The sequence below is a fragment of the Phenylobacterium sp. genome (assembly GCF_004297125.1).
Lineage (GTDB): Bacteria > Pseudomonadota > Alphaproteobacteria > Caulobacterales > Caulobacteraceae > Phenylobacterium.
This window is the reverse complement of sequence record NZ_SCVD01000007.1, coordinates 52,852-79,305: the sequence shown is the minus strand read 5'-3', so window position 1 is coordinate 79,305 and position 26,454 is coordinate 52,852. Positions and strand designations below refer to the sequence as shown.

Below are 26,454 nucleotides of genomic sequence, written 5' to 3'. Positions count from 1 at the left end.
CACCGGCCAGCGGCCTATGCCGAGGACGCGCGGATGAAGGTGTGCGCTAAGGGCAACGCCGAGGGGCTCGAGCAGCTCGACCACCCAGATTCGCGCCAGCCCCATGGCCGATGTGATCTCTCAGACCCTCACTCCGCCCGGCCACTTGCCCAGCGTGTGCTCGAAATGAGTGCAGCCGGAACTAGATTCGCGTCCCCTGCCCCGATAGCGTGATCGCGCTCGACCGGGGGGTTGGGCCCAATGGGGCGTCGCGCGTGGAACTTCTCATCCTTTTCGGGATCGGCGTGGCCTTCCTGCTTTGGCTGCAGTCGCAGATCAAGGAGGCCGGAGCGCGCCCCCGCGCGACGGCGCAGACGACCTATCGCTCCCCCGAGCGCGAGCTTCGGCAGGGCGTCCCCTATGCTGCGCGCCAGCGGATCGCCCTCGACGCGCCGACGCCGGTGCTGGCCGCCCCCGCACCGCCTCAAGACGTCTCATCGGTCCGCCAAGCGCCGGCTTCCGCCGAGGCGCAGGAGACCGCCGAGCAGACGGTGATGGCCCACTTCAACATCGTCCACCGTGACGGTCGCTATTCGCACGGCGGGTTCGGCTTCAGCACGCTCGACCAAGCGGTCGCCTACGCCAAGCAGCGCAAGAGCGATCCAACGGCCGGACCTCTGGGCCGGGCAGGCCCGACGGCGGCATCCGTCACCCCGCCGCGAGCGACAACCCCCGACGCTTCGCCCAGAGTCGCGTCATCGCGCTCCGCCGCCTCCGATCCCCCGCGATGGATCTCGGCGGGCGAGACGGCGGAGATCGGCGGACTGACGGTGTCTGGCGGCCTGTTCTACGCCGACAAGGCCTTCACCGATGTTTGGCGCGACGAGAACTGCCTGGTCGACACCTCGCTGCCCGTCGCCACCTGGACCGCGGACGCAACCGGGTCCGAGCTCTCGTATTGGCCCTCCTATCGTGGCGCGAGCCCCGGTGTCCGCCGCGCCTACCTCGAGTGGCTGGCGGGCGGCCGGCGCGATCCGCAGGCGGGCATCGGACTTGTGTTCATGTTCTTCTACGGCCTGGAGCGCCGGCTCTTCGTGGAGAAGATGTTCCACGATGCGGACGCGATCGTGGAAGGAGGTCCAACGGCTGCTCGCGGTCTATGGCGAGAACTACTCCTTCGCCAACTACGCGCGCCGGCTGCTCGACACTGCCGAACTCATGCGCACGAGCGAGATCGTCCGCCCCCCGCTGGCGCTTCCCGCCGCCTACAACTTCGAAATCCCACTTCCAACCCGGCGCTACTTCGGCGCCTTGCTGGCGCAAGGCCGCGCCTTCGACGCCGACGACGCCCTGGTCTGGATCTTGTCCCTCCCCCTTGGGTTTCGCACGCCCGTCACCCGCTGCTTCGACGAACTCTGCGCGCTGTGGCGGGTGCGGTTCGACGAACGTCATCCCGAGGGCCTGAAGATCCGCGCCCCGAAGCAACAGTTGGGCGGCGTCTATCGCAGCGCCAGCGGTCGCTTCGAAGCGACGGTCGCGGTCGGCGACCTCCCCGACATCGCCGCCGTCTCGGCTCCGCTCAACCGCCTCCGCACTCTGTTCGACGGCTGCGTCGAGGATCTCGACGCCTTCAGTCGCCTGATCGGTCGCAAGCCGGAGGCGCGCAGTACGCTGGAAGGGGCGCTGTGCCTGCCGCGGGATCTGCACGGCACGCCGATGGCGGGCGGGGTTGAGGCCGCCCGCGAGGCGCTGAGCGCACTGATTGGCGACGCGCGGGTCGTTCCCGTGCGCGTCCAGAAGATCGGCGAGATCGTGGGGATGGCCTTCGACGAGCCCAAGCTCTCCCTCCCTGTCCAGCGCCAGCTTGGCGCGACGCTGGACCGGCTGCATATCGCCTTCGAGCCCGACCGCCGCTACGGCGAGACCGCCCTGACGCCGGAAGGGGAGATGGTCATCTACGCCGCAGACGCTGGCGCGCCGGTCGATCCCGAGCGGCCAGCCTATGCGGCCGCTCGCACCATGGTGGAGATCGCGGCGCTGGCCGCGGCGGCCGACGGCGAGGTGGTCGCCGCCGAATTCGACCAGATCAACGCGGACCTGCAGGCCATGCCGGAACTCAGCGCGCTCGAGCGCCACCGGCTGCTGGCCCGCGCGCTGCACGTCCTGCGCGCCCCGCCCAAGCAGCAAGCTGCGCTCGCGCGGCTCGCCAAGCTACCGGAAAGCGCCCGCCGGAGCGTCAGCGCCGCCGCGATTGGCGCGGTGCTCGCTGACGGCCACGTCCAGCCGGCCGAGGTGCGCTTCCTCGAGAAGCTGCACAAGACCCTCGACCTGCCGCAGGACGAGGTCTACGCCGCCCTGCACCGCGGCGCCGTCCAGGTGGACGCCCCCGTGGTCGTTGCGCCCGAAGAATGGAGCGCCGGCGTGACGATCCCGGCCGAAGCTCCGCGGGACGCCACAGTCGTCGCCTTCGACGCCGCGCGGCTGGCTCGGATCCGCCAAGAGACCTCCGAGGTGGCCAGCCTCTTGGCCGGGATCTTCGCTGACGAAGAGCCGCCGCCAACACCGGCCGCCCCTGCCCCCGCGATGGCGGCGAGTGTGTTCGCCGGTCTAGAACCACGGCACGCCGAGCTGCTCGTTGCGATCGTCGCCTCCGGGGGTCTGGAGCGCAGTGCGTTCGAAGCTCGCGCCCAAGCGCTTAAGCTCCTGCCCGACGGCGCGCTCGAGACGATCAACGAGTGGGGCTTCGAAACCTTCGACGAGGCGGTGGTGGAGGACGATGAGACCCTCATTCCCGCCGCCCACCTTGCCGCGGACCTCCGCACCATGGGGAACCTGACATGAGCGAGCGACCCAGCCTGCGTCCGCGGGACCGCGACACCATCCTGCAAGCGCTCTCTGCGGGCGTGGTGCCGCGCACTGGCTTGGCTCACATCCAAGTGGGCCGCGCGGGCGAGGTGACAGCCTTGGTCCGCGACATCGACCGCATCGCAGACGCGGGCTCGGCCGTGCGCTTCGTGATCGGCGAGTACGGTGCTGGCAAAACCTTCTTCCTCAATTTGGTGCGGCTCATCGCACTCGAGCGGAAGCTGGTGACCATCCACGCCGACTTAGCGCCCGATCGCCGGATCCACGCTACCGGCGGCCAGGCGCGCGGCCTCTACGCCGAGGCGGTGCGCAACATGGCCACCCGCACCAAGCCGGACGGCGGCGCCCTGCCCAGCGTCGTCGAGCGCTTCATCACCGACTGCGTCCGCCAGGCCGAAACCGACGGGCTGGCGGTCGAAACGGTGATCGACCGACGCCTGACGGCTCTGCAGGAGCACGTCGGCGGCTACGACTTCGCCACCGTGCTCAAGGCGTACTGGCGCGGGAGCGAGGCGGGCGACGAAGCGTCCAAAGCCGCGGCCCTGCGCTGGCTGCGCGGAGAGTACTCCACCAAGACGGAGGCGCGCCAAGCGCTCGGCGTGCGCAATATCATCGACGACGACGATGTCTACGACAGTCTCAAACTGCTCGCCGCCTTCGTGCGGCTGGCCGGCTACGCGGGCCTGCTCGTCGTCTTCGACGAGATGGTCAACCTCTACAAGCTGCAGAGTGCCCAGGCCCGCAATCAGAACTTCGAGCAGATCCTGCGGATCGTGAACGACGTGCTGCAACTCAACATCGTCTTTGAAAGTGATGTTGCCATCAACGAGACGGTAAAAGGCTACTTCGCGAATCTAAAGGAAAATGGCTTAGCTTTCGATGGGGCCAATTCTGCGAAATACGAGCCACTAACCAAGGAGCAATTTGCAAATACCTTGGGAACCATTGAGTACAAGACCAAGACGTCTCGCATGTTGCAGATTGCGGATAGCTACATCTACGCCATCGCGCGCCAAAAATATGACCGTGGGTTTGGGGTGTTCCGACACCTGCGAGACACGCGCAGGATCATCAACTTCGCTCTTGAGGATGCCGAGCGCATCAAGGCGATGGGGATCAAATACTACTGCTACTAACGAAAAAGCCGGAGGTTTCCCCCCGGCTTTTCGCGGCCCCCATACGGTGAACCTAACAGGCAATGCCTATCCACACCTTATGGGGATAAGTCGTTAAAGCCAAGTAAAAAACGCAGCTACGCCGTTGAGGTTCCGTCGCCTAAGCCATTGTAATACTTGGGGTTGAATTATGCCAGCCCTTATAATCGCCCGCTTGTGGCACCTCGGCCACCATCGAAATGGAAGCCAGATTCGCGCGTCGGCACGTTCGCTTATGGAGTCGGCTTGGCGGCCGACGGGTCGCGCGGACCAACCCATTTAGTGGCCGCGGGCCCAGGCCCGCCTTCTCAAAAGAGTGGCGCGCCGAACAGGGCGTCGCCGACCTCGTCGCGTGGGTAGTGAGAGCAACCGTGGCCATGCTCAAGCATGTAGGCCAGTCGCGGGGCTGGTTGCAGCGTGCTCGTGTTGCCGTTGTATTCGAGGTGGACCGCCGCGGCCGGAAGTGGTTGCCACGGCGTGATGAGTTGGATGAGCAATCCCACAGCGGTTGAGGCGAGCACACCGTTCGGCCAGATCACCTGAGGCTTGGAGCCGGCGTCGCCGTACTGCCGGGCACGCTCCTCCTTTTCCAGCACCGCATCGTTGATGAGACCCATGCAGCGCAGGCACTGATGTTCCGGCGACGACAAGATCACCTGGCCGACGATCTCATAACCTTCGCTGCGTTGAATGACGTCCATCCCGATGTCGATGTACGGGAGCAGGAACCGACGACAGAACCGCTCAAGGTTCAGGCGCTCGGCGAAACTATCTACGGCGCCCAACACGACGTGTGCGCCTGCCAGCTCTTCTGCCGCCTCACTCCACTTGCAACCGAACTGGCGTACGCGAGCCGCGGGGTTCACGCCCGAGATCACCCGGTCTGCCACGGTGACTTTCGGCGTTATTGCGGCGACGTCCGCCGACACGCCTCCCACCAGGCGGTTCAGGTTCGTCTCCTCGACGATGTCATCATCGAAGACGAGGATTTCGCCGACGCCGATGTGCGCAAGCTGTTGGCCAAAGTGCGAGCCGCCTCCGCCATATCCGACAATCGCCACCCGTAGGCCGGCAAGCAGCTCTTCGCTGTCAGCGCCTAAGAAGCTCTGCCGATCGAACCGACCGCTCATACCTTGATCCCCCGGAAGATCCGCAATGGCGCGCCCCCCTCGACAACCTCGCTGATCACCTGCGGCTCCTGGCTCCCAGCGCGCCAGCATAAGCCGGCCGCGGCGTCGTGGCTGAGGATGACGGCGCCGTGGGGCGTGGCTGGCGCGACATTGAAGAAGTCTGGGACAAACTTCGCGTTCTCCGAGAGATCGTACTCCCCGAACCAGGGGCGGCCCCGGTGTTCGTGAAGGTGGACGTGGAACATCGAGCATTTCGCGCGGTAGGCGTGTTGAAGCGCGGCGCGGAGCCCGGCCGCCCCCACGAAGGCGCCAACCTCCGGCCGATCCATGTAATGGTCATCCGCCACCGTCTCGTAGCCGTAGGCCGTGACGCACAAGCCTCCACCGGCCAGTGCAGCCGCCTTCGCCGTGATGAACCCTACCCGCTCGTGGGCATACGGGTGCTTCCTGTAGAGATCTTGGCGGATGCAGCGCAGCAGCCCCGAGCCGATTTTGAACAACACTTTCATGCCAACGCCTTCAGATGAGCGGCCAAGATCTCCACCCATGGCCAGCTGCCTGGGATGTTGTTCCAGGACCAAGTGTTCCATTGACGCCCGAGGACGGACACCATGGTCCAGTTCAACTCAGGCTTGGGTGGCTTGCTTTCGAGGAGGAGGCGGGTGGTGTAGCCACCCAGTTCCGGAACCTGTTGCGGCACGAGGACGCCGTTGATCTCCTGCTCGGCGCCGGCCGAGGTGAACCGGAGGCCGGGCAGAACGACATAGGTGACCCCGCTTTCGGTGCGGACGGAGGGCTCACCCCTGCAGAGCGTCTGCAGGGGCGCCAAACGGTCATCGAGCGCCGCGACGCTCAAGACGCGCCGCCGCCCGGCTGCTGGCTGATGAACTCCATGCCCTCTTTGACATTGATGCGCTTGCCCGGCTCCAGAGGCTCGAAGACACCGTCTACGACGACGTTCAACTCACGGCCTGGATCCACCGACAGCTCCACTTTGAGCTCTTCGGTCGTGTAGCTGCCGCGGCGGATCGATCGCATTTGGCCGTCGATCTTCACCGTGACGTCCTTTTTTCCCGGATCGCCATCCGGCTTGTCGCCGCCTTGGCCTTGGCTGCTCGGGTCGTGCACCTCAATTTTGCTCACACTCTCGCTCCTAGATGTATCACCGTGATATATTTGGATGTATCACCGTGATAGATCTGACGCAAGGCGAAATGTATCACGATGATACGTATCTCGCGCGACCGGAGGGCGCGACGGATCCAACGCGACCCCTTGGAACGCTGCGGCTGTAAGTTTATTTACTTGTCTTCGCCTATCACCGTGATAGGCGAGAGAGATGGCCGCCCCGGGAAAGTGGACTCCGCGTGACGCGACTGACCGCATCCGAACTTGCGCAAACAATGCGGCCTTTACGCCGCACTGGAAGCGCTTCGCCCTCGAGTGCCTGCACGAACGTGATCTGATTGTCGGTGATGTCCTGCACGCGCTCAGGGAAGGAATGGTGTTGGACGAGCCGACACCTTCCGATTTGGCTGGCTACTTCCGCTACACGGTGGAGTCCAAAGTGCCCAATGGCGAAGGGCGCACATTGACGGTTGTGGTTGTGCCGGGGCACGGCTGCGAACTTAAGATAATTAGAGTTACCTGGAGTGACGAACAATGAGCAACGACACCGAAACCGGTTATCGGTATACGGCTTGCGGGCTCGACAATGTGTATCTCGTCGGGCTTCCAGTCGTCGAAGATCGCGCTGGTGACGAAACCATCACGATACCATGCGTCAACCAACTGCACGCCCTGCTGCGCAGCGAGGTTGCCAACAAGAGCACAGGCTTAGACCCGAAGGAAATTCGGTTCTTGCGGACGGAGCTTGGCATGACCCAAGCCCAACTCGCCAAGCTGGTGCATAAGGACGCACAAACGGTCGGGCGCTGGGAACGCGGTGATACCGCGGTCGATGGCGCGTCTGAGACCCTGCTGCGGGCTATGACGCTTGAGGCCCTTGATCCGGAGCAAAAGCATCCCTTCTCGATACGCGACCTGACCGTGCGAGCTGTCCAAAGCCTCGAGCATCACGACTACAGAATTGATGCGTCGAAGCCGGGTGAATACCGAGCGCTGGCGGCTTGACTGGTCGGAGCGACGCTTGCGTCGCTCCATTCCAAACCGCTGCGGTCTGCAGCCTGGTCGCATCCGCGCGCGAGGAAGTGGGCCGGTGTGGATACGGTCCACACCGGCTGTCCTAGTGCGGACCTTCCCAACGCCGCCAATGAGTCAAATCCGGTCGAAAGGCTAAGCACGGCCGGCAGGTGACGCGGGCCGAAGTCTGGGTTGGCGTCGGCGTCCGCCACCGGACCCTGAATTCACAGTTCTTGTTGCGGGCTATCCGGATCTCGAACTTGTGCAGCAGGCTGCTGCACAATTGATCGGGGACCGTCTCCGGGACGTTCCGCATCCTTGAGAACGAACCATCCAGGCAAGGACATGCCCCCCCGCAGCCTATCGACCCACGCTGCTGACGGCCGAGATCGACCCCACGGTATCGGCACGGTATCGGAGTTCAACTGCCTGGTGGCGCTTGCCACCGAGCACCAGATCGCGGTGATCGGCGAGCTGCGGACCCAGCGCCACGGCGACCGTCCGGACCGGCCGGTGCTGGCGGTGCAGGTCGCCGCTCTGAAGCGGCCGTCCTAGTGAACCTTCAAGGTCTTCGCGGGGCCGAGACGCCGCAGCAGGTCCTGGCGCAGGATGTCCACCTCCGCCTCCAACCGCGCCATCGTCTCGGCATCGGCGGTGCGCGCCGTGGTCAGGAGTTGCAGGCAGCGGTCCACAATAGCGCGCGCCTCGGGCGCGGCGCGGACCCGCAGCCGAAGTTCGACAAAATAGAGCAGCGCCTGATCCAGCCAAGTCGCCATCCGTCTTCATGAAACGCGGTTAGTGAAACGACAAGCCTGAGGCGTCCAGGCCGGGCGACGCTTCGGGCGGGAGGCCGGATGACCACCGACAGGGATGGGAGAAATGGCTCTGTGAGCTGACGGGCGGTGTGGCGGGGGGCGCAGGGCGCACCCGCTCCGGAGCCGCTCGCAACACGGAGATCTCCCATGACCCTCTACGCCATCGCCAAGGCGGTGGGCGGCGACGTCTATGCCGGCGGACGCCGCGCCAATATCCCGGCCCCTGGCCACAGCCTGGCCGATCGGTCGGTCTCCCTGCTCGTGGCGGACGGACGGCTGGTGATCCATTGCTTCGGCGCCGCGACCTGGCAGGAGGTCCGCGCCGACCTCCTGGCCCGCGGCCTCATCGACGCCGCCGGGCGCCTGATCTCGGAGGGCCGGTCCGCCGACCGCGGCGCGGCCACGCCCACGCCGGGGCGATTGGAGCGACGGGCTTTCGCCGAGTCGCTGTGGCTCGGGAGCGGTGAGCTCCATGCCGCCGCGCCTGCCGGCCGCTACTGCCTGGCCCGATGCGCGCCCGAAGCCTTGGGTCGGCCCTGGGCGTTGCGCAGCCTTGCCGCGGCGCCGGTGTCGGTCTATGGCGGCGGCAGGTTCACACGGCCGGCCCTGGTCTGCGCCGTGCGCTCGGCGGACGATCGCCTGACGGCGGTGGAACTCACCTATCTCACGACGGCCGGGGCCCGGTGCACCCTCGTCCGGACGCCACGCAAGGCGATCGGGGTGCTGCCGCCTGGCAGCGCCGTGCGGCTCGCGCCGGCCGACGCCACCCTCCTGGTGGGCGAAGGCGTCTTCACCACCCTGTCGGCCATGGCGCGCTTCGACCTGCCCGGATGGGCGCTGCTCTCCACCCGCAATCTGCGGCGCTGGACCCCGCCGCCCGGCGTGCGCCGCGTGCTGATCGCCGCCGACCGGGGCGCCGACGGCGAGGCCTCGGCCGCGGCGCTGCGGCGGGTGCTGACGCGGCTCGGCGTCGAGGCGGAGATTCGGTGTCCGCCGCCCCCGTTCGGCGACTGGAACGACTGGCGGATGGCGGGGCGCGACGCCGAACGGGCGGGGAGGAGGAGCAAGGGACGGCTCGGGTGCGCCCGGGGGCAGGATGACCCTCGCCCCGGCGCAGGAGCCTGATCTCGATGACCGAAGTTGTTTCCCACGTCCCCGAGCCCGCCGCCGGCCCCGTTCCGATGAAGCGCATCGTCGTGCGCCTGGGCGATCTCGGCCTGGCGAAGGAGAACCTTCGCTATGCCGAGCCCGCGGACGAGGACGTCACCCAGCTTGCCGACACGCTGCTGGCCGCCGGCGTGGTGATCCCGCCCATCGTCCGGCCCGGGCGCAAGGGCGAGCAGCCCCACATGGCCCTCGACGGCCGCCGCCGTCGCATGGGCCTGCTGCTGCTGCGCGACCGCGGCGGCATCACCGACGACTATGAGGTCGAGTGCCTGCTGGCCGAGACCAAGGCGCAGCAGGCCGCGGCGATCCTGCTCCCCAACACCGAGCACGCGCCGGTCCACATCGCCGACGTCATCGTCGCCATCGGCCGGCTTCGGAAGGCCAAGATGGACACCGCTGCGATCGCCAAGTCGCTGGGCTACGCCGAGCTGGAGATCAAACGCCTCGAAGCCCTGGCGGCCGTCGATCCGATGGTCCTGAAAGCGCTGCGCCAGGGCAAGCTCACCCTGAAGCAGGTCCGCCTGTTCGCGCGGCTGCCGGACAAGGCGCAGCAGAAGGAGATCGCCCAGACCGCGCTCGACGGCTACTTCCACGACTACCAACTGCGCGCCGTGGTCGAGAACGGCCGCGCCACCATCGACGACGAGCGGTTCGTCCTGGTCGGCCGCGATCGCTATGTGGCGGCCGGCGGACGGATTTCCTCGGACCTGTTCGGAGAGCTTCCGGACGCCCTCCTCGACCCCGAAATCCTGCAGGTAGCCTGGCGCGAGCGCGTGCAGCCGATCGTCGATCACCTGCAGGCCGGGGGGCTCGAGGTGTTCCTCGGTCGCGAGGGTGGATACGCCGCGCCGGAGGGGTTCATCCGCCTGGGCTATGTCTACGAGCGTGACCTCGCCGAGGCGCAACGCACCGCCTTGGCCGACGCCCGCGACCGGGTCGGCGAGATCGCCGCCGAGCTGCAGGGTCTCGATCCGGCGGCGGATGAGACCCCGGCGGCGCTTTGTCGCCTGATCGACGCCCTGGCGGTCCAGGCCGGTGCGCCGCTGACCCGGAGCCGGATCGGCGCGGCGCTGATCACCCCCGGCGCCGGCAATTTCGGCGTCGCGGCCACCTTCTTCTCGGTTCCTTTGTCGGTGGAGGAGCTGCCCGACGACGTCGTAGAGGAGGACGACGACGCGCAGGAGACGGCGGTCGACGGCTATGGCCGGTCGAGCGCCGACGTGGAGGCGCCCAAGGCCGACGTGGATGTGGAGGGGGTGAGCCATGTGCTGCACGAGACCCGGACCGATGTGGCGACGCGGGGCTTGATCCGCGATCTCGCGGACGACCCGTCCGTCGCCCTGACCGTCCTGGTGGCGCAGCTGTTCAAGGACCTTGCGCTGCACGCGGCGAGCAGTGCTGGGACCTCGGCGCTGCAGATCTCCGCGACGCGCTATGGGCGGGCCGGAACGGCCCCGGTCGCGGCCCTCGACGGCGAGGTGCGGACCCGCCTGGACGCGCGGCGCGGCGCCTACAAGGCCTCCGGCCTGCGGCCGATCCCCTGGGTCGAGACCCTGCCGCACGGGGAGAAGATGGCGCTGCTCGCCGAGCTCACCGCCATCAGCCTGGACCTGCGGGAAAGCCGCACGACCTCGCTCCGCGACGCCGCCCGGGCCGAGGCCGCCGAGATCGCCGCGCTCTGCGGGGCCGACATCGCGGCGCACTGGAACCCGGACGAGCGCTTCCTTGCCGTGCACTCGAAGAAGCAGCTCCTGATGCTGCTTGACGAAATGCAGGTCGAAGATGATCGGGCCAAGTCCCTGAAGAAGGATGACCTGGTGGCCTTCGTCGCCGAGGCGGCCGCCGAACGGCAATGGGCGCCCGCCGTCCTCTCCTGGGATCGCGCCGTGGCCGACGACCCCGAAGGCGAAGCCTCGGAGGAGGCGGGCGAGGCTTCGACCGAGGGCACGGTCGAATCCCCGACGGACACGCCGGACGGGCAGGCGGACACCGCGCCGCCGCTCGCCGCCTGACCGACCGTCCGGCGGGCGTGCCCATCGCGAACGTCGGGGATCCCCGCGCCGAGGAGCCGGCGCGGCCCCACGTGGGCACGACTGGAGCGCTCCGCGGCAGACCCTTCAATGGGGCCGCCTCCCTCCGCGGCGCCAGCCGGGCTGACGGCGCCCAACCGGTCGCTCCGGGTGGGCGCCGTCCTTCTGGAGGAGGAGCGAGGGGGCGGACGGGCGAGCCCGTCGGAGCTGGAGGGAGGCTCCCTCCGCGGCGGGTGAGCTGGACCTCCGCCCATGAACGCCTCGCTGCCCCTCTTCACCGCTGGCGGGGATTCCGCCCACGAGACCTCCGCCAATCTCCTGGCCGCCGCGCGGGCCCTGACGCCGCATCTCAACCGCTCACGGGTCCTGGACCGCAAGCTGGTGGCCGGCGTGATGACCACCGCCTTTGGCGCGTCGGACGCCGAGGGGGCTTGGCTCTGGCGCGACGCCTATGATGCGATCGAGGCGGCGCTGGTCCTGCAGCTGCGCCGCTTGTCGCCGCAGGTGGGCCGGCTGGAGGACGCTCCGGCCGAAATCGCCGCCCTGCTGGCCAACCTCTCGGCGCTGGGCCTCACCCATACGCGCCGTTCGGAGGAGCAGGTCGCGCTCGACCAGTTCTCGACGCCGCCGCAGCTGGGCGCGCTCGCCGTGCTGGCCGCCCAGGTCCGCCCGGGCGACCGCGTGCTGGAGCCCTCCGCCGGCACCGGCTTGCTGGCCATCCTGGCCGAAGCCTGTGGCGCGACCCTGACCCTGAACGAGCGCTCCGCCGGCCGCGCGACCTTGCTCGACGCCCTGTTCCCGGCGGCGACACGATCGCGCCACGACGCCGCCCATCTGGCCGACCTGCTGCCCGGCTCGGGCGGCTTTCACGTCGCCCTGGTCAACCCGCCGTTCCAGCACCTCGAGGCCCATCTGTGCGCCGCCATCGAGACGCTGGCGGACGGCGGCCGCCTGGCCGCCATCGTCCCGGCCCGGATCTTCGACGACGCCGCGGCCATGCGCGGCCTTGCGGCCCGGGGCCGCATGCACCTGCGGCTACGCTTCCCGGAGCGCGCCTACGCCAAGCATGGGACGTCGGTGGAGACCGGCCTGCTCGTGCTCGACCGCGGCGAACCGGATGGCGGGCCGCCGGACATCCGGGACACCGCCACGCTCGCCGAGGCCGCCGGACTGGCGTCGGGTGTCGGTCCACGGCCCAGCGCGCAGCCACGCCAGTTCCGCACGCTCGACCGCAGCGCCTTGCTCGCCCCACGCGCCCGGGCGCTGGCGACGCCGGGCGGTCGCCTGGCCTTCCTCGCCGAAACCGCGCCGGTCGACTACGACACCGCGCCCTGGTCCGGCGAAGGTCACGATGTCGGCCTCTACCAGGCCTACCGACTGGGCCGGATACGTCCGGCCCGGAGCACGCCGCATCCGTCGCCGCTGGTCGAATCCGGGCCGATGGCTTCGGTCGCCCCGCCGGCGCCGACCTATCGCCCAATCCTGCCCACGACGGTACTGGACCAAGCGCGGATCTCGGACGCCCAGCTGGAGACGGTGATCTATGCCGGCGAGGCCCACGCCCAGCTGTTGCCGGGCGCCTGGCGGCTCGGCGAGGCGCCGCACCAGGTGCTTCTGGTCAAGGACGACGAGCCCGGTGCGATGCGCTTCCGCAAGGGCTTCTTCCTGGGGGATGGCACCGGCTGCGGCAAGGGTCGCCAGATCGCGGCGGTCATCGCCGACAATCTGGCGCAGGGCCGCAACCGCGCGGTGTGGCTGTCGAAAAACGACGCCCTCCTCGAGGATGCCCGACGCGACTGGTCGGCGATCGGCGGCGCCGCCGCCGACATCGCGCCCCACGCCGCCTGGAAGCATGCCGACCCCATCCGGCTGGAGCGCGGCATCCTCTACACCACCTACGCCACCCTGCGCCGGCCCGCGCGCGGCGACCGACCCTCCCGCCTCGACCAGATCGTGGCCTGGTTGGGCGAGGGGTTCGAGGGCGTGATCGTCTTCGACGAGGCCCACGCCATGGCCAACGCCGCCGGCGGCGGCAAGGGCGCCCGGGGACCGAAGAAGGCCTCGCAGCAGGGCCTGGCCGGCCTCGCCCTTCAGAACCGCCTCCCCAACGCCCGCATCCTCTATGTGTCGGCCACCGGCGCCACCACCCCGGAGAACCTTGCCTACGCCGCCCGGCTCGGCCTGTGGGGCGGACCGGAAGCGCCGTTCCCGACCCGCGAGGCCTTCATGGACGCGGTCGAGACCGGCGGTGTGGCGGTGATGGAGCTGATCGCCCGGGAGCTGAAGGCCATGGGCCTCTATGTTGCCCGCTCGCTCGCCTTCGATGGGGTCGAGTACGATGCGCTGCGCCATCCGCTGGGCGCCGACGACATCGCGATCTGGGACGCCTGGGCGGACGCCTACCAGCTGATCCACCGCAACCTGCGCGCCGCGCTCGACGCGGTCGGGGTCACCGAGGAGGGCAAACCGAAGTCCGGCCAAGCCGCGTCGGCGGTCCTGTCGGCGTTCGAAGGGGCGAAGCTGCGGTTCTTCGGCCATCTCCTGGCAGGCCTGAAGTCGCCCTCGCTGATCGCGTCCATCCGCGAGGACCTCGCCGCAGGCCGTTCCGCCGTGGTGCAGGTGGTTTCGACCAATGAGGCGGTGATGGAACGCCGGCTGGCGGAGATCCCGCCCGAGGAGTGGAACAACCTCGCCGTCGATCTGACGCCGAAGGACCAGGTGCTCGACTATCTGATGGGCGCCTTCCCGATCATGGCCATGGATGCGATCGAAGACGAGGACGGCAATGTCACCCTTGTGGCCGTCAAGGATGCCGACGGGCGACCCGTGGTCAGCCAGGAAGCGTTGCGGCTGCGCGACCAACTCGTCGCCCATCTCGCCGGCCTGCCGGCGGTGCCGGGCGTGCTCGACGCGGCGATCGAGGCGCTGGGGACCGAGCAGGTCGCCGAGATCACCGGGCGGGGACGGCGTGTGGTGACCCGGGACGGCCGGCGGGTGGTCGAACGGCGCAGCGCCTCCGCCGCCAAGGCCGAGACCGACGCCTTCATGGCGGGTCGCAAACGGGTTCTGGTGTTCTCCGACGCCGGCGGCACGGGCCGGAGCTACCATGCCGACCTTGGGACGCCGAACCAGCAGCGCCGCGTCCACTATCTGGTGGAGCCCGGCTGGCGCGCCGACGCCGCGATCCAGGGCCTTGGCCGCTCGCACCGCACCAATCAGGCGTGCGCGCCTCTGTTCCGCCCGGTGACCACCGACATCCACGGCGAGAAGCGCTTCCTCTCGACCATCGCGCGGCGCCTGGACAGTCTGGGCGCGCTGACCCGCGGCGAGCGTCGCACCGCCGGCGCGGGCCTCTTCCGCGCCGAGGACAACCTCGAGAGCCCGTGGGCCCATCGCGCGCTGCAGGCCTTCTACGTCGCCCTGCACTTCGGCGAAGTGGACGCGATGGATCGGGAGACCTTCGAGGCGAAGACCGGGCTGCGGCTGCTCGACCATGAGGGCGAGCTCAAGTCATCCGACGACATGCCGCCGATGAACACCTTCCTGAACCGTCTGCTGGCGCTGCGGATCGCCGACCAGAACGCCCTCTTCGCGGCCTTCGACGCCATCCTGTCGTCGATCCTCGAACGAGCCGCGCAATCGGGGCGGCTCGATCGGGGCATGGAGGACATCGTCGGCGACGATGTGGTGCTGCAGGACGAGGAGGTGATCCGCATCGACGCTGTCACGGGCGCGGAGACACGGCTTCTGCGCTTCCAGGTTCGTACCCGGCGCGCGCTGACCTCGGCAGACGATGCGCTGCTCGGCCTGGACCGCGAGAGCCTGACCTTTGCTCGCAACGGCAAGTCCGGCCGGGCGGCCCTGGTCGTGCGCGGGCTCACCACGACCGACGACAACGACCGGCTGATCCCGGCGGTGCGACTGATCCGTCCGGAAAAGCGGACCATCGCCTCGTTGAAGGGGTTCGAGGAGTCGGCCTGGGACGGGGTCGACGAGGCGACCTGGCGCGCCGCCTGGGACGCAGAACTGGCCGATGCGGATCCCTGGATCGCGCGCGAACTGGTGCTGGTCTGTGGCCTCCTGCTGCCCATCTGGACCCACCTGCCGGACAAGGGGACCTCCGTCCGCCGGCTGAAGGCGCCGGACGGCCGCCGGTGGCTCGGCCGCCTACTCGATCCCGGCCAGGTCCCCGCCCTGAAGGTGGCCCTGGGCCTTTCGGAGGTCGCCCAGGCCTATGGCGATCCGGAGCAGGTCGCGCGCCTCCTCCTGGAGGACGGTACGGCGCTCTGTCTCGCGGGTGGCCTCTGGCTGCGCCGCGCCAAGGTCATGGACCGCTATCGGATCGAGGTGGTGGGCGCCGGCGGCCAGCGCCCGGTCTTCACCGCGCTCGGCTGTTTCGTCGAGATCATCGCCTACACGCCGCGGGTGTTCGCGCCGGTCGATCAGCCCGCCGTCCTGGCGGCGATCCTGGAGAGGTGGCCGGCGCAGTCGGTTCTGCCCAGGGCAGCTTGAATCGCGGCGGGCCGGGGGATGGAGGGAGGGCCGGTTCGGGTGCGCTCGCGTGGAGCGTCCCGGAGGCTTCCCATGACCCAATCCGCGACTTGGTCCGACGACCGCGTCACCGCCCTCAAAGTCCTCTGGCAGAGCGGCGCCAGCGCCTCGCAGATCGCGCGGCAGCTCGGCGGAGTGACCCGCAACGCCGTCATCGGCAAGGTGCACCGCCTGGGCCTCAGCGGCCGCGCGACCCCTTCCCGACCGGGGCGCGCACCGCGGACGTCGCCGCTGCGCGCGCCGCGTCCCGAGCGCTCGCCTCCCTTCCCGCGTCCGCGGCTTCGGGCGGCTGTGCCGGTCGCCCCGGAGGATCCAGGGCTTGTACACGACATGTCCCGGCTTCAGGCCCACATGTGCAAATGGCCGATCGGCGACCCCAAGGCCGCCGACTTCAGCTTCTGCGGCCGCGCCGCCGACGGCCCCTACTGCCCCACTCATTCGGCGGCCGGCGTTCGAGCGGGGACAGCCTGGCGGGCAGATCGAGATCCTACTGTACGCCGTGCGCTGGCCGGGCTGATCTGAGTTTCGGCTCAGTCCGCACGATCCCCATCGGCCGCCGCCGTCCGCGCTCGTTTGGGCCGTCGGGGGCCGAATTCGCCCGCGGAACGCGTGCGCGGTTTGGGCGTGCGAGTTCGCCCCAGGATGCGGGCGGGCGCCTGCCGGCCCGGACCCAGGCGCCTCCGTGTCGCACCGGTACCGGCGCGAGGGGGTGATGCGCGGCTTGCTGCGCCGACGCGCCCGCTCGACGGCCTGGTTCGGCCGCCTGTTGAGCCCGCGTCGCTGATCTTGTTCGGCGCGCGAGAGTCGACGATGGTGCACCCTGAGGTGGCGGTCGCGCGCGTGGCGTCACGCTGTGGGAGTTGAGCGCAGGGGGCGCGCGTGGCGAGAGGCAGTGTGTTGGCGCAGGACGACCTGTGCGCAACGGCCGCCGCGCAGCTTCGCGGCGACGGTCGACGCTGCGTGCTGATCGAAGGACCGACGGCGAGCGGCAAAACCGTACTGGCCGGACGGATCGTAGAGCGGCTGCGCGCCGGTTTCTCCCCCACCTGGACGCGCGGTGACCGGCTCGACCGGCAGGTCGACGAGCACGCGCTGCAGCACGCCAGCCTACGTCCCACGCGGCGCGAGGTCGCCGAGGTGGTCTCCGACGCGGCCGAAGACCTCGGCGACCTCCTGGCCGACGATGGCGTCCCGTTCGGCAAGATCGCCCACCGGGCCCTCACCCACGTCCTTGCCGGCGGGCGCCACCGGCAGCTGTCGGAGGGCCAGCAGCGGTTCCTGGCCCGCCTGCTCACAGTCGCCCTCGGCCGCCGTCCGCTGCTGGTGGCCGACGACCTGCATTACTGGGATCCGGTCTCGCTGCGGTTCCTGCGCGACCTGCTGCGGGGCCGGCTCGACGAACACTACGGGCGGCTCCGCCGGCTCGCCGTCGTGCTCATCGTCGACCGCACCCGCGCGGAATCCTCCCTCCTGCCTCTCCTCGACGCCGTGCTCGACGCGGCGCATCCCATGTCGTTCGAACAGCAGTATGCCCCTTTGGCCGAGTATGCCTTGGTGCTCAGGCTGCTGGGGCTGAAGCCTGAACTTCCGGAAGCCGACATCGCCACGCTTCATCTGCTGACTGGCGGCAACCTCGCCCTCTCCCGACTGGTGGTCGAGGAACTTCAGGGCGGTCCCGCTGATATCGCTCAGGCGAGCGCGGCCACGTTCCAGCAGCTGCTCGGTCGTCGACTCGCAGCCGCCTCGGCCGGAGGCGAACTGTCAGCGCTGATGGGGCTCCTCGCGGCATCCGGCGATGCGCTGGGCCTCGATGAACTCGCCTGTGCCCTGCGTTGCCCGATTGACGCGGCGCGGGCGCAGGCCGAGGCGGCGGCCGAGGCGCTTACCTTCATCTCGTTGTCCGACGATCGCCTCCGCCTCGCGCACGAGACCTTGCAACCGATCGTGTCGGCCGCGCTCGGGGCCGACGGACGGGCGGCGCACGGCGTGCTGGCCGCTTGCCTGGCGCGACTGCGCCCCGGCGACTACGGCCGCCGCGCCGCCCATCTCGCGGCCGCGGGCGACATGGCCGCGGCGCGCCAGCTCGAGATCATCGAGCGCCTTTGCGGGGTGCGGCAAGGCCGCTACGCATGGAGCCCGCCCGCCGTCGCCGCAGCCGCGGTCGACGATCCGGTCGCCGCCGCCGCCCGCGCCATCGATGCGGCGCTGCAGGCGGATCAACGGGGCGGCCGCCTCGCAGCCATCAAGATTCTCGAACAGGCGGCGCCCGCCGCGCCCGTACCACTGCGTTGGGAGCTCACGCTCCTGCGGGCCCATTGGCTTGGCGAGATGAACGAGGACGCCGCCGTGGAGCAGGCGCTTGGGCTGCTCGAGGACCTGGACGAGGCGCGCGAGGCGGAGCCGGAGCTCTGGGGTCGATCTAGGGAATTGCAGATCGTGATGCTCTCGAACCTCCGCCGGCCGGCGGAGGGACGTCGGATCGAACGCATGTTGCGCGAAGTCCACGGGCCGCGCGCCGCGTTCGACCCCTCCGCCGCGTTGGCGCTCAACCGGATCCGACGGAGCGCCGAGGCGATCCATTCGCCGCAGATCGCCCACGACCGGCTGCAGCTTGCGCTACGGTTCTTCACCCCGGATGCGCCCCATGCGCCGCCCGCCTATCCGGCCGAATACCTCGCGACCCTGAACAATCTCTGCGCCAACGAAATGCTGCTGGGGCGCTTCGCCTCGGCCCGGGCCCATGCCCGACGGATCGCCAGGGTCGACGGGGCGCTCATCGAAGTCGTCCTTCCGCGGCCGCAGCTCGTCTGGAGCAATGTGCTGCTCTGCGAACTGCTGAACGGCGGGCCGGCCGCACCGATCGCCGACGCCTTCCTGAGCTTGGTGCGGGTGGGTGATCTACGTAGCGTCGACGAGATGCTCCTGGAGATCAACCTCTCCGCCGCCCAGGCGCTTGCTGGACGGGCCGGGGCCGCGCGGGAGCGACTTGAAGCCGCCTACGATGCGTTCCGAAGACGCGGCGCCTCTCAGCCGTACGTCGGCTGTTTCACTGCCGCCAACCTTGCCGTGCTGGCCTGGCTCGGCGGGCACGACGACGCCGTCGCGGGGCATCTGGCGGCCGCCGGCGTGGCGCTCCAGGCGATGGAGACCGCGGAGTACAGCCCGCCGTTCCTCGCCGCGCGGATGCATCGGCTGGACCCCATACTGCGCTCCCGGCCACGGATGCGCCGCCTGGAGACGTTGGAAACGGCGCTGGCGGGTCCGCCTCAGGTCGGGGAGAGCTGGGCGTTCTTCGCGCGGCCGCTGCTCGCCACCGACATCCAGTTCTGGTCGGACCTCTAGGCCGCGAAGCCGCCCGCGGCGTCGACGCCCCCGACAAGCGCGGCGAAGACATCCGAATAGTCCAAGCCGAGGGTGGCGAAGCCGAAGGCGACGCTGGAATGGCGGGTGAGGTGCGGCTTGCCAGCCATGTCGAAAGCGAACACCCGGCCCTCGGCGTCGATGCGGAAATCGAACCGGGAGATGCCCTGAAGGCCCAGCACGGTGGCGGCGCGTGCGGCGTGGCCCCGCACTTCAGCGGCGAGTTGCGGTTCGCGGGCGGCGAAGTCGAAGAAGCCATACCCGTCGCGATAGACCGTCGGATAGTCGAGGAACCCGTCGCCCAGTCGCTCCACGCCGGCCACGGAGATGCCGACCGGATCGAGCGCGAAGGCCGTCCCGTCGTTCAGCACCGCGACCTCGACTTCCCAGCCCGGCACGAAGGCCTGGGCGAGGACCGGCTGCCCGAGCGCCTCCGCCAATTCCGCGGCGCGATGCCGAGTTGCGTCGCCGAAGCGGAAACGGGCCCGCGCATCGACGCCGATGCTGGCGGATTCCAGACAGGGCTTGAGGATGACATCCGCGCCGTCTGGCGGCGCAAGGCCAATCCAGCCCAGCTTCGGGTGGTAGGACCAGGTGTCGGGCGTCGGCACGCCGGCGGCCTGCATCAACACCGTCGCATGACCCTTGTGGGCGGAGAGACAGGCCTCGTAGGCGGGCGGCGACAGCAGGGTGAAGCCGAACAGTTGCGCCACCCCCGCGAGGGGCGCGTGGCGCGAGGCGCCGCGCCCCGGTTGGGCGATCGTGTAGACGGCGCGCCGCGACAACGGAAACCGGGCGCCGCCGTCTGCGGCGGCCCAGCGGCAGAACGCCGCCTCTTCCGTGAAGGGGTCGCAGTAGAAGCCTGCGCCCCGGAACCCAGAGACCAACTGATCGAGTTCGGCCTCGCTGAGGTATTCCGTCTGCACGTCCGTGACGTCGTCCTCGCCCGTGTGATCCTTCAGGTTCGCCAGCACGAACACGGCGGTGTCGGCCGCCAGTCCGCGGCCGCGCTCGACCAGGGCGCGCACGCGATCCAGCGCCGACCGCTCCGCGATCGGCGCCGTGTGACCTGTCGTGCATGCCCCGAAGGTCACGGCGGCGGTTTCTCCCCGATGCCGTGGCGCGCGACGAACCCGCCCCCGCCCCGGACGCTGTCGTAGATCACCAGGGGCAGATCGGCTTTCGGCATCCAGACTCGGCCGACTTCCACGGCGACCGCAACCGGAACGGCGGGGAAGATGTGGATCTCGGCGTCTTCGCCGTGCCGGGCCTTGATGCGGTTGAAGACGTCGCGCATCTGGGCGCGAAAGGCTGCGAGGCAGTCGGCCCGGTGCAGGATATCGTTGTGGGGACGCCGCGCGGCGATGGACCAGATCGGCGCGTCGGCGCCCAGCACCTCGCGGATGCGCACGTCGGTCACCTCGGCGCTGAGCGCTAGCTTGAGCGCGACCCTGCGGCCTGTTTGCGATTCCGGCGGCGGGGTCACGTCGAGGCTCATGGGCGGGCCTCCAGGGCGCCACGCCCACCCCTTCGGCTCCCGGCTGAGCTGGCGGACCTCGACATCGCCTAGATCGCCGAGCAGCCGACCCAACTCCATGAGTAGCGGCTGGGGCGCCACGGCGAACACCGATAGGTGGCCGACCTCGCCCGCGCCGCGGCGCTCGCTGACCCGCGCGGCGAACTGCCGGCGCAGGTGTTGGACCTGGTAGTCCCAGAAGGCGCTCTCGACGTCGGAAATCGGCGTCTCGCCGAGGCCGAGCGAGATCGCACGCCCATCCTTCGGGTAGCGGTCCGGCAGGACGGCGCCGAAGGCGAGCGCGTCGGTGACCAGGCAGTCGTGCTGGCCGACCTTGGCGGCGTAGTACAGGAGTTGGGTCGCTCGGTCCGGCTGGATGGCGGTGACGATGCGGATTCGCGCCTCGTGCGCGGCCTTCATCGCCTTCAGCCGGGCTTCCGGATACTCCGTCGGGTGCTCATCGTCGACCAGCCGGTGGTGGGCGTGGCAGAGGAGCATCAGGTTCTCGGGATCGTTGACGAGCAAAGACGAGCGCACGGGATCGCCGCGCGGTCCGTCCGCGGCGGCGGCCACGATGTGGGCCACAAGCGCCTTGTTCACGCCGCGCCTACCGGAGAGCTCCTCGCCCAGCAGCTCGCAGTTGCAGCCTTCGAACTCGCAGCGCCCGCCCGAGCGCACCCAGATCTCCAGCCGGGACTTGGCGCCGACGGCGCCGCTGCGCCCGGGGATTTTCGCCACGGCGTTCATCGAGCGGCCTCCAAGTGGATCGCCGCGCCGACGGCGGCGTTGAGCGCCTCCGGCGAGGCTGCACGGACGAGGTCCCGGGCCAGGACGGGCCGCCGATCGCGCCGGGCCAGCGGCTGACGCTCTTCAGATCCCGTCGAAAGGTCGCCGTGCGGCGCCCCACCGCCCTTCCAATCCCCCGTCGCCTGCCAGATTTCGTAGAACCCCAGCCAGCTGACGGTCCAGGGAAGGATCGTTTCCGCAATGGCCTGGCTGGGATGCCAGCCGCCGGTGCGCGGGTCGAACAGGCAAAGGAGCGGAAGGTCCGGACGCTCCGGGTCGGCGTAAATGTGTGGGATCGGCGTCTGCGGCGCCTGGGCACGACGCGAAAGTCGGGGGCTCAGAACGCGCACCTCAGGGAACCATGCGTGGGCGAGCGTGTGCCCGTCCCACCCGATCGGGCGTATGTAGCTGATCTCGATCTCGTAGGAGCGGCCGAGCGGCTTGACGATCCCGCGCCAGACACCCCACCCCGGCGCGGCCACGATGGTCCGCAGGCCAGGCCAGATGCGCCGCATCTCCGCATCCTGGGCTAGAATGCTCAGCGGGGACGCCATGTGACGGTCCCTCCGAAATAGTCGGTGCGCGGCGTGACGCGGCCGAGGGCCGGCGTGATCCCGCCGATCGGGAGGATTAGCCGCCCGGCCCCGGGGGTATGGCGGGACTGGCCCGCCGCCTTCTGCGCGCCGATCTGCTCCCCCAGCGCGCGCACCGCGCTGAGCGCGGCGGTCTCGCCGAACAGCTCCGCCAGGATCGCCTGGCGTTGCGACAGATCGAGGTCGCCGTGCACGTAGGTGGTCAGCCGCGCCACGAGGCGGTCCAGGTCGCCGATCCAGAGCGCCTGATCCTTGGCGGTGGCCGGCCAGCGGTCGCTGAAATTGTCCGCCCAGCACGCCGGGTTGCGCACCTCGATGAGCCGACCGGACGCCTGCTCGGCGGCGAACAGATCGCGCAGGTTGGTCGCGTGCGAGAGCAGGGCGCGCGACAGGCCGGCCCCCAGCACCTTGTGCTCGGCCACCAGCTTCGACAGCATCACGCTGGGGGGACAGCGCGCGTCCCGGTCATTGTACCGTAGATTGCGGAACCGCTTGATGAGCTGAAGGCTGGCGACGGCGCGCGAGGCCTCGTGCGGCTCGCGCGGACCGGGCAGCGGCTCGGCCTCGGCCTTCTGCACACGGGCCAGCGCTGCGTACTCATCCAGCACGGATTTGAACAGTGCATCGGGCGGGGTATTCGCGCGAAACCAGTCTGCGAAGCCATAGGGATTGGCAATCACTCGTTGCCCCGGAACCGAGGGCGTCTCGGCGCGGTGGTGGAAGATGATGCTTTCGCGCTCGGGGCGGCCGGCGCGCGGGACGGCCGGCGTCAGGTCCACGTGCATGCCGTCGGCGTAGCGGACCTGAACACAGCGGCTGCAACGCACCGTGCAATCGTAGTAGCGCGACCCCGGCTCCCCGCGCACCACGCGATACAGCAGGTCAAGAACGGTCTCGGGGTCGCTGTCCTCGGGCAGTGAGAGCGCGACCATCGCGTCGACGTCGAACTCGTCGTTCGACGCCTTGGCCGCCACGACGGCGCCGATCGCCATGCTGCCCTGGCCGTACACCAGAAGCACCCGCCCCTTCAGCGCGCTCCCCTCACGCTCGATCCAGGCGGCGAGCGTCTGATAGCGCTGGTCGGCCTTCGCGTAGTCGCTCGGCGGCAGCTGGATGCGCACCAGCGAGCTCGCCAACAAGGCGTCCCGCTCGTCGAGAATGTGGCTCGAACTGTCCTTCAGCAGGAACGTCATGGGAACACCTTCGTTATCTCACCTCCACATCTAAGGATTCGCGGTGGAGCTGTCAAGATTCTTACATATCCCACATGCTTTCTTACCCACTACGGTTGCCCTTAACGTCCTTGCAATCCTCAGGTGAAAGCTTTAGTCGGCGGCTCGCGAACCGCTTGACGGCCCCGGCCAAGCACCGGACAGTCAAGCGTGTCGACAGCCGGCGCCGGAGATCCGAGGCACCATGTCCGAACCCATGACGTCCCTGCTCGCAGACCGCCCAAACGACCGGGGCTTGGCCTCGGATAAGGACCTTCTCGGCGCCTTAGGGATGACCGAGACGGAAGCGGCAGCAGCTCTCGGCCGTTCGCGCCAATCGCTCTATCAAGCCGCCCTGTCCGATCGGACGGACTACTTCAAGAAGAGCGATCTGGTCGCCCTGCTCTTCGCCGCCCGCAGTCGGGATCCGGCGCTCGATTTCGAACCCGTATACGACTACCTCCAGCGCTCGCGGGCCCGCGATCCCAACCTCGTGCGTGACCTCAAAGCGATGACGACCGCAGAGGGTGACGAGGCGACGCTCGCCCGATATGGCGAACTCTGGATCGTGCTTCCGGACCTGGCCTATCTCCAGGAAGCGCATCCCGAGGCGACCGCGATGATGGTGCGGCTTGCCGGTCGACCCGGCGCCCGCACGCGCTTTTACTGCGCGACGGATCAAGACGCCGATCTGCTGCGCCAAACGCTCCCCGCGGACGCGGCCAGCGCGCCCCAGATCCAGGTTGAACCCTGGATGTCTGCCTTTCCCTACGGTGTGATCGCCGACCCCAAGCGGTCGGCCGACTACTACGTGTTCGCAGGCGGCCGCTTCCTCAAGCACGACTGGTACGGCGGCCAGAAGCTCGCGATGCTGCTCGAGAATTTTCCGAAGGGCCAACTGGTCGGAACGATCTAGATCCCGCAGAGCACGATGCCTGCCGCGTCGGCTTGCGCGGCGGTCGCCGTCCGGTCGATGATGAGCCCGTGGAGCGTGTCTAGAGCGATCACATCCACACCGGCGGCCTTGGCTTCGACCACCGTGTGGGTGCCGATCGTCGGGGGATCGAGCATCGGCGGCATGCCGGGCGGTAGGACCTTGACCAGCGTCCGTCGTGCCGCGCCCTTGGCGGTCAGGCGGGCTTGCCGGCAGAGCCTGTCGGTGCCCCAGCGCTCCCAGTGGACAGGCTCTTCGTCATCGAAGATCACCGCCTGAGGCAGGTGGAGTTGCGAATCCCGGCGGGCGAGTTCGCCGAGAGCGATCGCCTTCAGACGCGCCAGTCTCGGTAGCTCCCCGGAGAGTGGTCGCGTCTGACCCATCGCACCGCGAACAGGACGATAGGCATCGAACAGCTCGGGCGCCGTACGCAGGCGGAGTCCCGCCGTCTCCAGGCGCTTGTCGTAGGGCTGGAAGAAGCCGCCGCGCATGCCGCGACGCGTGAGGAAGACTTGCGCCAGCGTGGCCGGGCGCCAGAAGATCGGGGCGCCGCCCAACAGGATCTGCGCTACGCTGAAGGTGCCCGCGTGAAGCAGGTCCGTGACTCCGTCTTCGAGGAAGATCTTGATCACGTCGTCGAGGTCAGTGGGGCTGACCCAGCGCCGCCCTCCATTGAAGGGCGTCCAACTGTACTCGATGGTTGGGTAGCCCGCGCGACGAATCTCCGCGGCGAGCCGCGGCCCGTAGCCCCCGCCTCCGACGATCACGCCCATGAGCAGACCGACGGGCGGCCCTCTGGTTTCGTGTTCTGACAACCTACCCCCGGGAGCCTCCAATCACAGGCGTAGGCTGATTCCTTGCACCCGCAACGCTGCGTGCCGGCGCAGAGCACAACCGCACCGCGTCTTGAGGAAGCTGGATGTGGGCGCCAGGCGCCAGATGGCGCGGCGAGCGGCGCGCGCGGCGGACAGAGCGTCAGCGCTCGCCGCATCCGGCTGGGCCGCACGTCTAATCGATAGCCAGTCTGACCGCGCTAGCGGCGACATGGTCTGCGGTTTCCGAGGCCGGCGAGGTCGGCCCGCGCATGCCAGGGCTGGCGCGAGGCGCCGCCGCGGCCGAGGGCCGCGCCGGTTGGGAAGGAGGGAAGGGCTCCGCGGGGCGAAGCACAGGCTGGGAGGTGGTCTCCCGACAGCTTCGATCTCAAGGAGACTGACATGCAGAACGTTGTGTTCGTGGGCCGCCTGGCGGCCGACCCTCAGGTGACCGACGACTTCGGCAAGGCGGTGTTCCGGCTGCTGGAGAACCGCGGCCGGGACACTGGCGGCGCCGACCGGGTGGTGGGCGTCAACTGCGTGAGCTGGGCCAAGGGCCTCAACGAGAAGGTCATCGCGCCCGGCTTGGCCAGCGGCTGCGAGGTGATGGCCATCGGCGCCTTCGTGGACAACCTCTACGAGGCCCGCGAGGGCGGCCAGCGCGCCGCCAAGGAGCTGGTGATCCGCTCGCTCACCGTGCTCGACTGGGCGGCCGAGCGCTCGGCCGGGGTCCCGGCCGCCCAGGCAGCCTGACCTCTTTCCGTAATCCCATTCCTTCCAAGGAGACTGACCATGCAAAGCGTGATCCTTGACGGCTATCTGGCCGCCGACCCGTCGATCCTCACCGCCCAAGGCTCCGGCAAGCGCCGGGCAAGCTTCCGCGTCCTGGAGACCGCCCGCTTCCGGCGCGGCGACGGGCAACGGGGCGAGCGCACCACGGGCTTCAACTGCGTCTGCTTCAACGAGCAGACCACCGAAGCCTACATCTCGCCCTACGCCAAGAAGGGCGCCCGCGTGGTGGTGTCCGGCCATGTCGAGAACGACACCTGGACCGGGCGCGACGGCGTCGTGCACTACGACCTGCGGCTCGTCGTCGAAAACCTGCGCATTAAGTCCAAGCGCGCTATCGACGACGACGTGGACGAGACCGAGCCCCCGGCCGGTCCTTCGCCGAGCGTCGATCCCGACGACGAGATCCCGTTCTAGCGCCTGTCACCGCTGACCTAATGGCCCCGCCGGCTCCGCCGGCGGGGCTTTCTGCGTCTGGCCGCCGGAACAGGGTTTGACCTGATATGGACAGATTGCGCACAGGGTTGAGCGTGGTCGCGCGAGAGGGGCCGCGCAGCTTGATGTCTTCGACCTCCTGGACTGTCGGCGCGCATGGGGCGAAGACGGGCGTCCGCCTCTGG

The 26,454-nt window shown here is 69.1% G+C and carries 23 protein-coding genes and 1 pseudogene; 14 read left to right on the top strand and 10 right to left on the bottom strand.

Going from position 1 to position 26,454, the window contains the following annotated elements; translation table 11 throughout:
- Positions 1-533: 533 nt before the first annotated feature.
- The 3 genes and pseudogenes from EPO51_RS28040 to EPO51_RS04380 all read left to right on the top strand — a co-directional run.
- A pseudogene (locus EPO51_RS28040) lies at positions 534-1,046 on the top strand (TerB N-terminal domain-containing protein); the annotation flags it as partial.
- Between the two features lie 46 nt (positions 1,047-1,092).
- A complete protein-coding gene (locus EPO51_RS04385) occupies positions 1,093-2,820 on the top strand; it encodes a tellurite resistance TerB family protein (protein WP_293346352.1) in 1,728 nt (575 codons plus the stop codon).
- Positions 2,817-3,980 (top strand): ATP-binding protein, encoded by a 1,164-nt coding sequence (locus EPO51_RS04380; RefSeq protein ID WP_293346350.1) that lies wholly within the window; start codon positions 2,817-2,819, stop codon positions 3,978-3,980. Before EPO51_RS04385 ends, EPO51_RS04380 begins: the two co-directional genes overlap by 4 nt.
- Before the next feature lie 326 nt (positions 3,981-4,306).
- Here EPO51_RS04380 and EPO51_RS04375 read toward each other — a convergent pair whose 3' ends face one another.
- The 4 genes from EPO51_RS04375 to EPO51_RS04360 are packed head-to-tail and all read right to left on the bottom strand — an operon-like array spanning position 4,307 to position 6,271.
- Positions 4,307-5,128: a HesA/MoeB/ThiF family protein gene (locus EPO51_RS04375; protein ID WP_293346348.1), complete on the bottom strand. Its 822-nt coding sequence runs from the start codon at positions 5,126-5,128 to the stop codon at positions 4,307-4,309.
- A complete protein-coding gene (locus tag EPO51_RS04370; protein ID WP_293346346.1) occupies positions 5,125-5,637 on the bottom strand; it encodes a hypothetical protein in 513 nt (170 codons plus the stop codon). The genes EPO51_RS04375 and EPO51_RS04370 overlap by 4 nt, the downstream gene beginning before the upstream one ends.
- A complete protein-coding gene (locus tag EPO51_RS04365) occupies positions 5,634-5,984 on the bottom strand; it encodes a hypothetical protein (protein WP_293346344.1) in 351 nt (116 codons plus the stop codon). The genes EPO51_RS04370 and EPO51_RS04365 overlap by 4 nt, the downstream gene beginning before the upstream one ends.
- Positions 5,981-6,271, bottom strand: a complete 291-nt coding sequence (locus EPO51_RS04360; protein ID WP_293346342.1) for a hypothetical protein — start codon at positions 6,269-6,271, stop codon at positions 5,981-5,983. Before EPO51_RS04360 ends, EPO51_RS04365 begins: the two co-directional genes overlap by 4 nt.
- Positions 6,272-6,467: 196 nt before the next feature.
- Between EPO51_RS04360 and EPO51_RS04355 the strand changes: the two genes are divergently transcribed.
- From EPO51_RS04355 to EPO51_RS04345, 3 genes are all read left to right on the top strand, one after another.
- The gene (locus EPO51_RS04355; RefSeq protein WP_293346340.1) at positions 6,468-6,794 is read left to right on the top strand and encodes a DUF4258 domain-containing protein; all 327 of its coding nucleotides are present in this window, start codon (positions 6,468-6,470) and stop codon (positions 6,792-6,794) included.
- Positions 6,791-7,261, top strand: a complete 471-nt coding sequence (locus tag EPO51_RS04350) for a helix-turn-helix domain-containing protein (protein WP_293346338.1) — start codon at positions 6,791-6,793, stop codon at positions 7,259-7,261. The genes EPO51_RS04355 and EPO51_RS04350 overlap by 4 nt, the downstream gene beginning before the upstream one ends.
- Positions 7,262-7,615: 354 nt before the next feature.
- A complete protein-coding gene (locus EPO51_RS04345) occupies positions 7,616-7,825 on the top strand; it encodes a hypothetical protein (protein ID WP_293346336.1) in 210 nt (69 codons plus the stop codon).
- On the opposite strand, the gene EPO51_RS04340 is transcribed toward EPO51_RS04345, so the two are convergent.
- Entirely contained in the window at positions 7,822-8,046 is a 225-nt protein-coding gene (locus EPO51_RS04340) for a hypothetical protein (RefSeq protein ID WP_293346334.1), read from the bottom strand. The two genes, EPO51_RS04345 and EPO51_RS04340, sit on opposite strands and share 4 nt — an antisense overlap.
- Before the next feature lie 186 nt (positions 8,047-8,232).
- On the opposite strand from EPO51_RS04340, the gene EPO51_RS04335 reads away from it, so the two are divergent.
- The 5 genes from EPO51_RS04335 (at position 8,233) to EPO51_RS04315 (ending at position 19,175) form a co-directional block, all read left to right on the top strand.
- Positions 8,233-9,210: a toprim domain-containing protein gene (locus EPO51_RS04335; protein ID WP_293346332.1), complete on the top strand. Its 978-nt coding sequence runs from the start codon at positions 8,233-8,235 to the stop codon at positions 9,208-9,210.
- A 5-nt stretch (positions 9,211-9,215) separates the two neighbouring features.
- Positions 9,216-11,264 (top strand): ParB/RepB/Spo0J family partition protein, encoded by a 2,049-nt coding sequence (locus EPO51_RS04330; protein WP_293346330.1) that lies wholly within the window; start codon positions 9,216-9,218, stop codon positions 11,262-11,264.
- A 270-nt stretch (positions 11,265-11,534) separates the two neighbouring features.
- Positions 11,535-15,794: a strawberry notch-like NTP hydrolase domain-containing protein gene (locus tag EPO51_RS04325; RefSeq protein WP_293346328.1), complete on the top strand. Its 4,260-nt coding sequence runs from the start codon at positions 11,535-11,537 to the stop codon at positions 15,792-15,794.
- 72 nt (positions 15,795-15,866) lie between these two features.
- Entirely contained in the window at positions 15,867-16,355 is a 489-nt protein-coding gene (locus EPO51_RS04320; protein ID WP_293346326.1) for a GcrA family cell cycle regulator, read from the top strand.
- Positions 16,356-16,730: 375 nt separating this feature from the next.
- Positions 16,731-19,175 carry an AAA family ATPase gene (locus EPO51_RS04315; protein WP_293346324.1) on the top strand — a complete coding sequence of 815 codons (2,445 nt, stop codon included), beginning with the start codon at positions 16,731-16,733 and terminating at the stop codon, positions 19,173-19,175.
- Here the strand turns inward: EPO51_RS04315 and EPO51_RS04310 are convergent.
- From EPO51_RS04310 to EPO51_RS04295, 4 genes are read right to left on the bottom strand one after another with little or no spacing between them, the layout of a single operon-like run.
- Positions 19,172-20,287 carry a D-alanine--D-alanine ligase family protein gene (locus tag EPO51_RS04310; RefSeq protein ID WP_293346322.1) on the bottom strand — a complete coding sequence of 372 codons (1,116 nt, stop codon included), beginning with the start codon at positions 20,285-20,287 and terminating at the stop codon, positions 19,172-19,174. The two genes, EPO51_RS04315 and EPO51_RS04310, sit on opposite strands and share 4 nt — an antisense overlap.
- The gene (locus tag EPO51_RS04305) at positions 20,284-21,456 is read right to left on the bottom strand and encodes an SAVED domain-containing protein (RefSeq protein WP_293346320.1); all 1,173 of its coding nucleotides are present in this window, start codon (positions 21,454-21,456) and stop codon (positions 20,284-20,286) included. The genes EPO51_RS04310 and EPO51_RS04305 overlap by 4 nt, the downstream gene beginning before the upstream one ends.
- Positions 21,453-22,010 (bottom strand): type II CBASS E2 protein, encoded by a 558-nt coding sequence (locus EPO51_RS04300; protein WP_293346318.1) that lies wholly within the window; start codon positions 22,008-22,010, stop codon positions 21,453-21,455. Before EPO51_RS04300 ends, EPO51_RS04305 begins: the two co-directional genes overlap by 4 nt.
- A 23-nt stretch (positions 22,011-22,033) precedes the next feature.
- Complete coding sequence (locus EPO51_RS04295) at positions 22,034-23,281, bottom strand: nucleotidyltransferase domain-containing protein (RefSeq protein WP_293346316.1); 1,248 nt, start codon at positions 23,279-23,281, stop codon at positions 22,034-22,036.
- A gap of 223 nt (positions 23,282-23,504) precedes the next feature.
- Between EPO51_RS04295 and EPO51_RS04290 the strand changes: the two genes are divergently transcribed.
- Positions 23,505-24,215 (top strand): hypothetical protein, encoded by a 711-nt coding sequence (locus EPO51_RS04290; RefSeq protein WP_293346314.1) that lies wholly within the window; start codon positions 23,505-23,507, stop codon positions 24,213-24,215.
- Here the strand turns inward: EPO51_RS04290 and lpxI are convergent.
- The gene (lpxI, locus tag EPO51_RS04285; protein WP_293346312.1) at positions 24,212-25,006 is read right to left on the bottom strand and encodes a UDP-2,3-diacylglucosamine diphosphatase LpxI domain-containing protein; all 795 of its coding nucleotides are present in this window, start codon (positions 25,004-25,006) and stop codon (positions 24,212-24,214) included. The genes EPO51_RS04290 and lpxI overlap by 4 nt on opposite strands.
- A gap of 441 nt (positions 25,007-25,447) precedes the next feature.
- Here lpxI and EPO51_RS04280 point away from each other — a divergent pair, with 441 nt between their 5' ends.
- Both EPO51_RS04280 and EPO51_RS04275 read left to right on the top strand, forming a co-directional pair.
- Positions 25,448-25,798 (top strand): single-stranded DNA-binding protein, encoded by a 351-nt coding sequence (locus EPO51_RS04280; RefSeq protein ID WP_293346310.1) that lies wholly within the window; start codon positions 25,448-25,450, stop codon positions 25,796-25,798.
- Positions 25,799-25,837: 39 nt separating this feature from the next.
- Positions 25,838-26,251 carry a single-stranded DNA-binding protein gene (locus EPO51_RS04275; protein ID WP_293346308.1) on the top strand — a complete coding sequence of 138 codons (414 nt, stop codon included), beginning with the start codon at positions 25,838-25,840 and terminating at the stop codon, positions 26,249-26,251.
- Positions 26,252-26,454 lie beyond the last annotated feature (203 nt).

Bases quoted from the DNA above. Each gene is read 5' to 3' on its own strand.
- EPO51_RS04295 (WP_293346316.1), bottom strand. From the start codon at position 23,281: ATGACGTTCCTGCTGAAGGACAGTTCGAGCCACATTCTCGACGAGCGG.
- EPO51_RS04375 (WP_293346348.1), bottom strand. From the start codon at position 5,128: ATGAGCGGTCGGTTCGATCGGCAGAGCTTCTTAGGCGCTGACAGCGAA.
- EPO51_RS04370 (WP_293346346.1), bottom strand. From the start codon at position 5,637: ATGAAAGTGTTGTTCAAAATCGGCTCGGGGCTGCTGCGCTGCATCCGC.
- EPO51_RS04325 (WP_293346328.1), top strand. From the start codon at position 11,535: ATGAACGCCTCGCTGCCCCTCTTCACCGCTGGCGGGGATTCCGCCCAC.
- EPO51_RS04305 (WP_293346320.1), bottom strand. From the start codon at position 21,456: ATGAACGCCGTGGCGAAAATCCCCGGGCGCAGCGGCGCCGTCGGCGCC.
- EPO51_RS04280 (WP_293346310.1), top strand. From the start codon at position 25,448: ATGCAGAACGTTGTGTTCGTGGGCCGCCTGGCGGCCGACCCTCAGGTG.
- EPO51_RS04335 (WP_293346332.1), top strand. From the start codon at position 8,233: ATGACCCTCTACGCCATCGCCAAGGCGGTGGGCGGCGACGTCTATGCC.
- EPO51_RS04345 (WP_293346336.1), top strand. From the start codon at position 7,616: ATGCCCCCCCGCAGCCTATCGACCCACGCTGCTGACGGCCGAGATCGA.
- EPO51_RS04300 (WP_293346318.1), bottom strand. From the start codon at position 22,010: ATGCGGCGCATCTGGCCTGGCCTGCGGACCATCGTGGCCGCGCCGGGG.
- EPO51_RS04330 (WP_293346330.1), top strand. From the start codon at position 9,216: ATGACCGAAGTTGTTTCCCACGTCCCCGAGCCCGCCGCCGGCCCCGTT.
- EPO51_RS04320 (WP_293346326.1), top strand. From the start codon at position 15,867: ATGACCCAATCCGCGACTTGGTCCGACGACCGCGTCACCGCCCTCAAA.
- EPO51_RS04340 (WP_293346334.1), bottom strand. From the start codon at position 8,046: ATGGCGACTTGGCTGGATCAGGCGCTGCTCTATTTTGTCGAACTTCGG.
- EPO51_RS04385 (WP_293346352.1), top strand. From the start codon at position 1,093: ATGCGGACGCGATCGTGGAAGGAGGTCCAACGGCTGCTCGCGGTCTAT.
- EPO51_RS04350 (WP_293346338.1), top strand. From the start codon at position 6,791: ATGAGCAACGACACCGAAACCGGTTATCGGTATACGGCTTGCGGGCTC.
- EPO51_RS04380 (WP_293346350.1), top strand. From the start codon at position 2,817: ATGAGCGAGCGACCCAGCCTGCGTCCGCGGGACCGCGACACCATCCTG.
- EPO51_RS04355 (WP_293346340.1), top strand. From the start codon at position 6,468: ATGGCCGCCCCGGGAAAGTGGACTCCGCGTGACGCGACTGACCGCATC.
- EPO51_RS04275 (WP_293346308.1), top strand. From the start codon at position 25,838: ATGCAAAGCGTGATCCTTGACGGCTATCTGGCCGCCGACCCGTCGATC.
- lpxI (WP_293346312.1), bottom strand. From the start codon at position 25,006: ATGGGCGTGATCGTCGGAGGCGGGGGCTACGGGCCGCGGCTCGCCGCG.
- EPO51_RS04290 (WP_293346314.1), top strand. From the start codon at position 23,505: ATGTCCGAACCCATGACGTCCCTGCTCGCAGACCGCCCAAACGACCGG.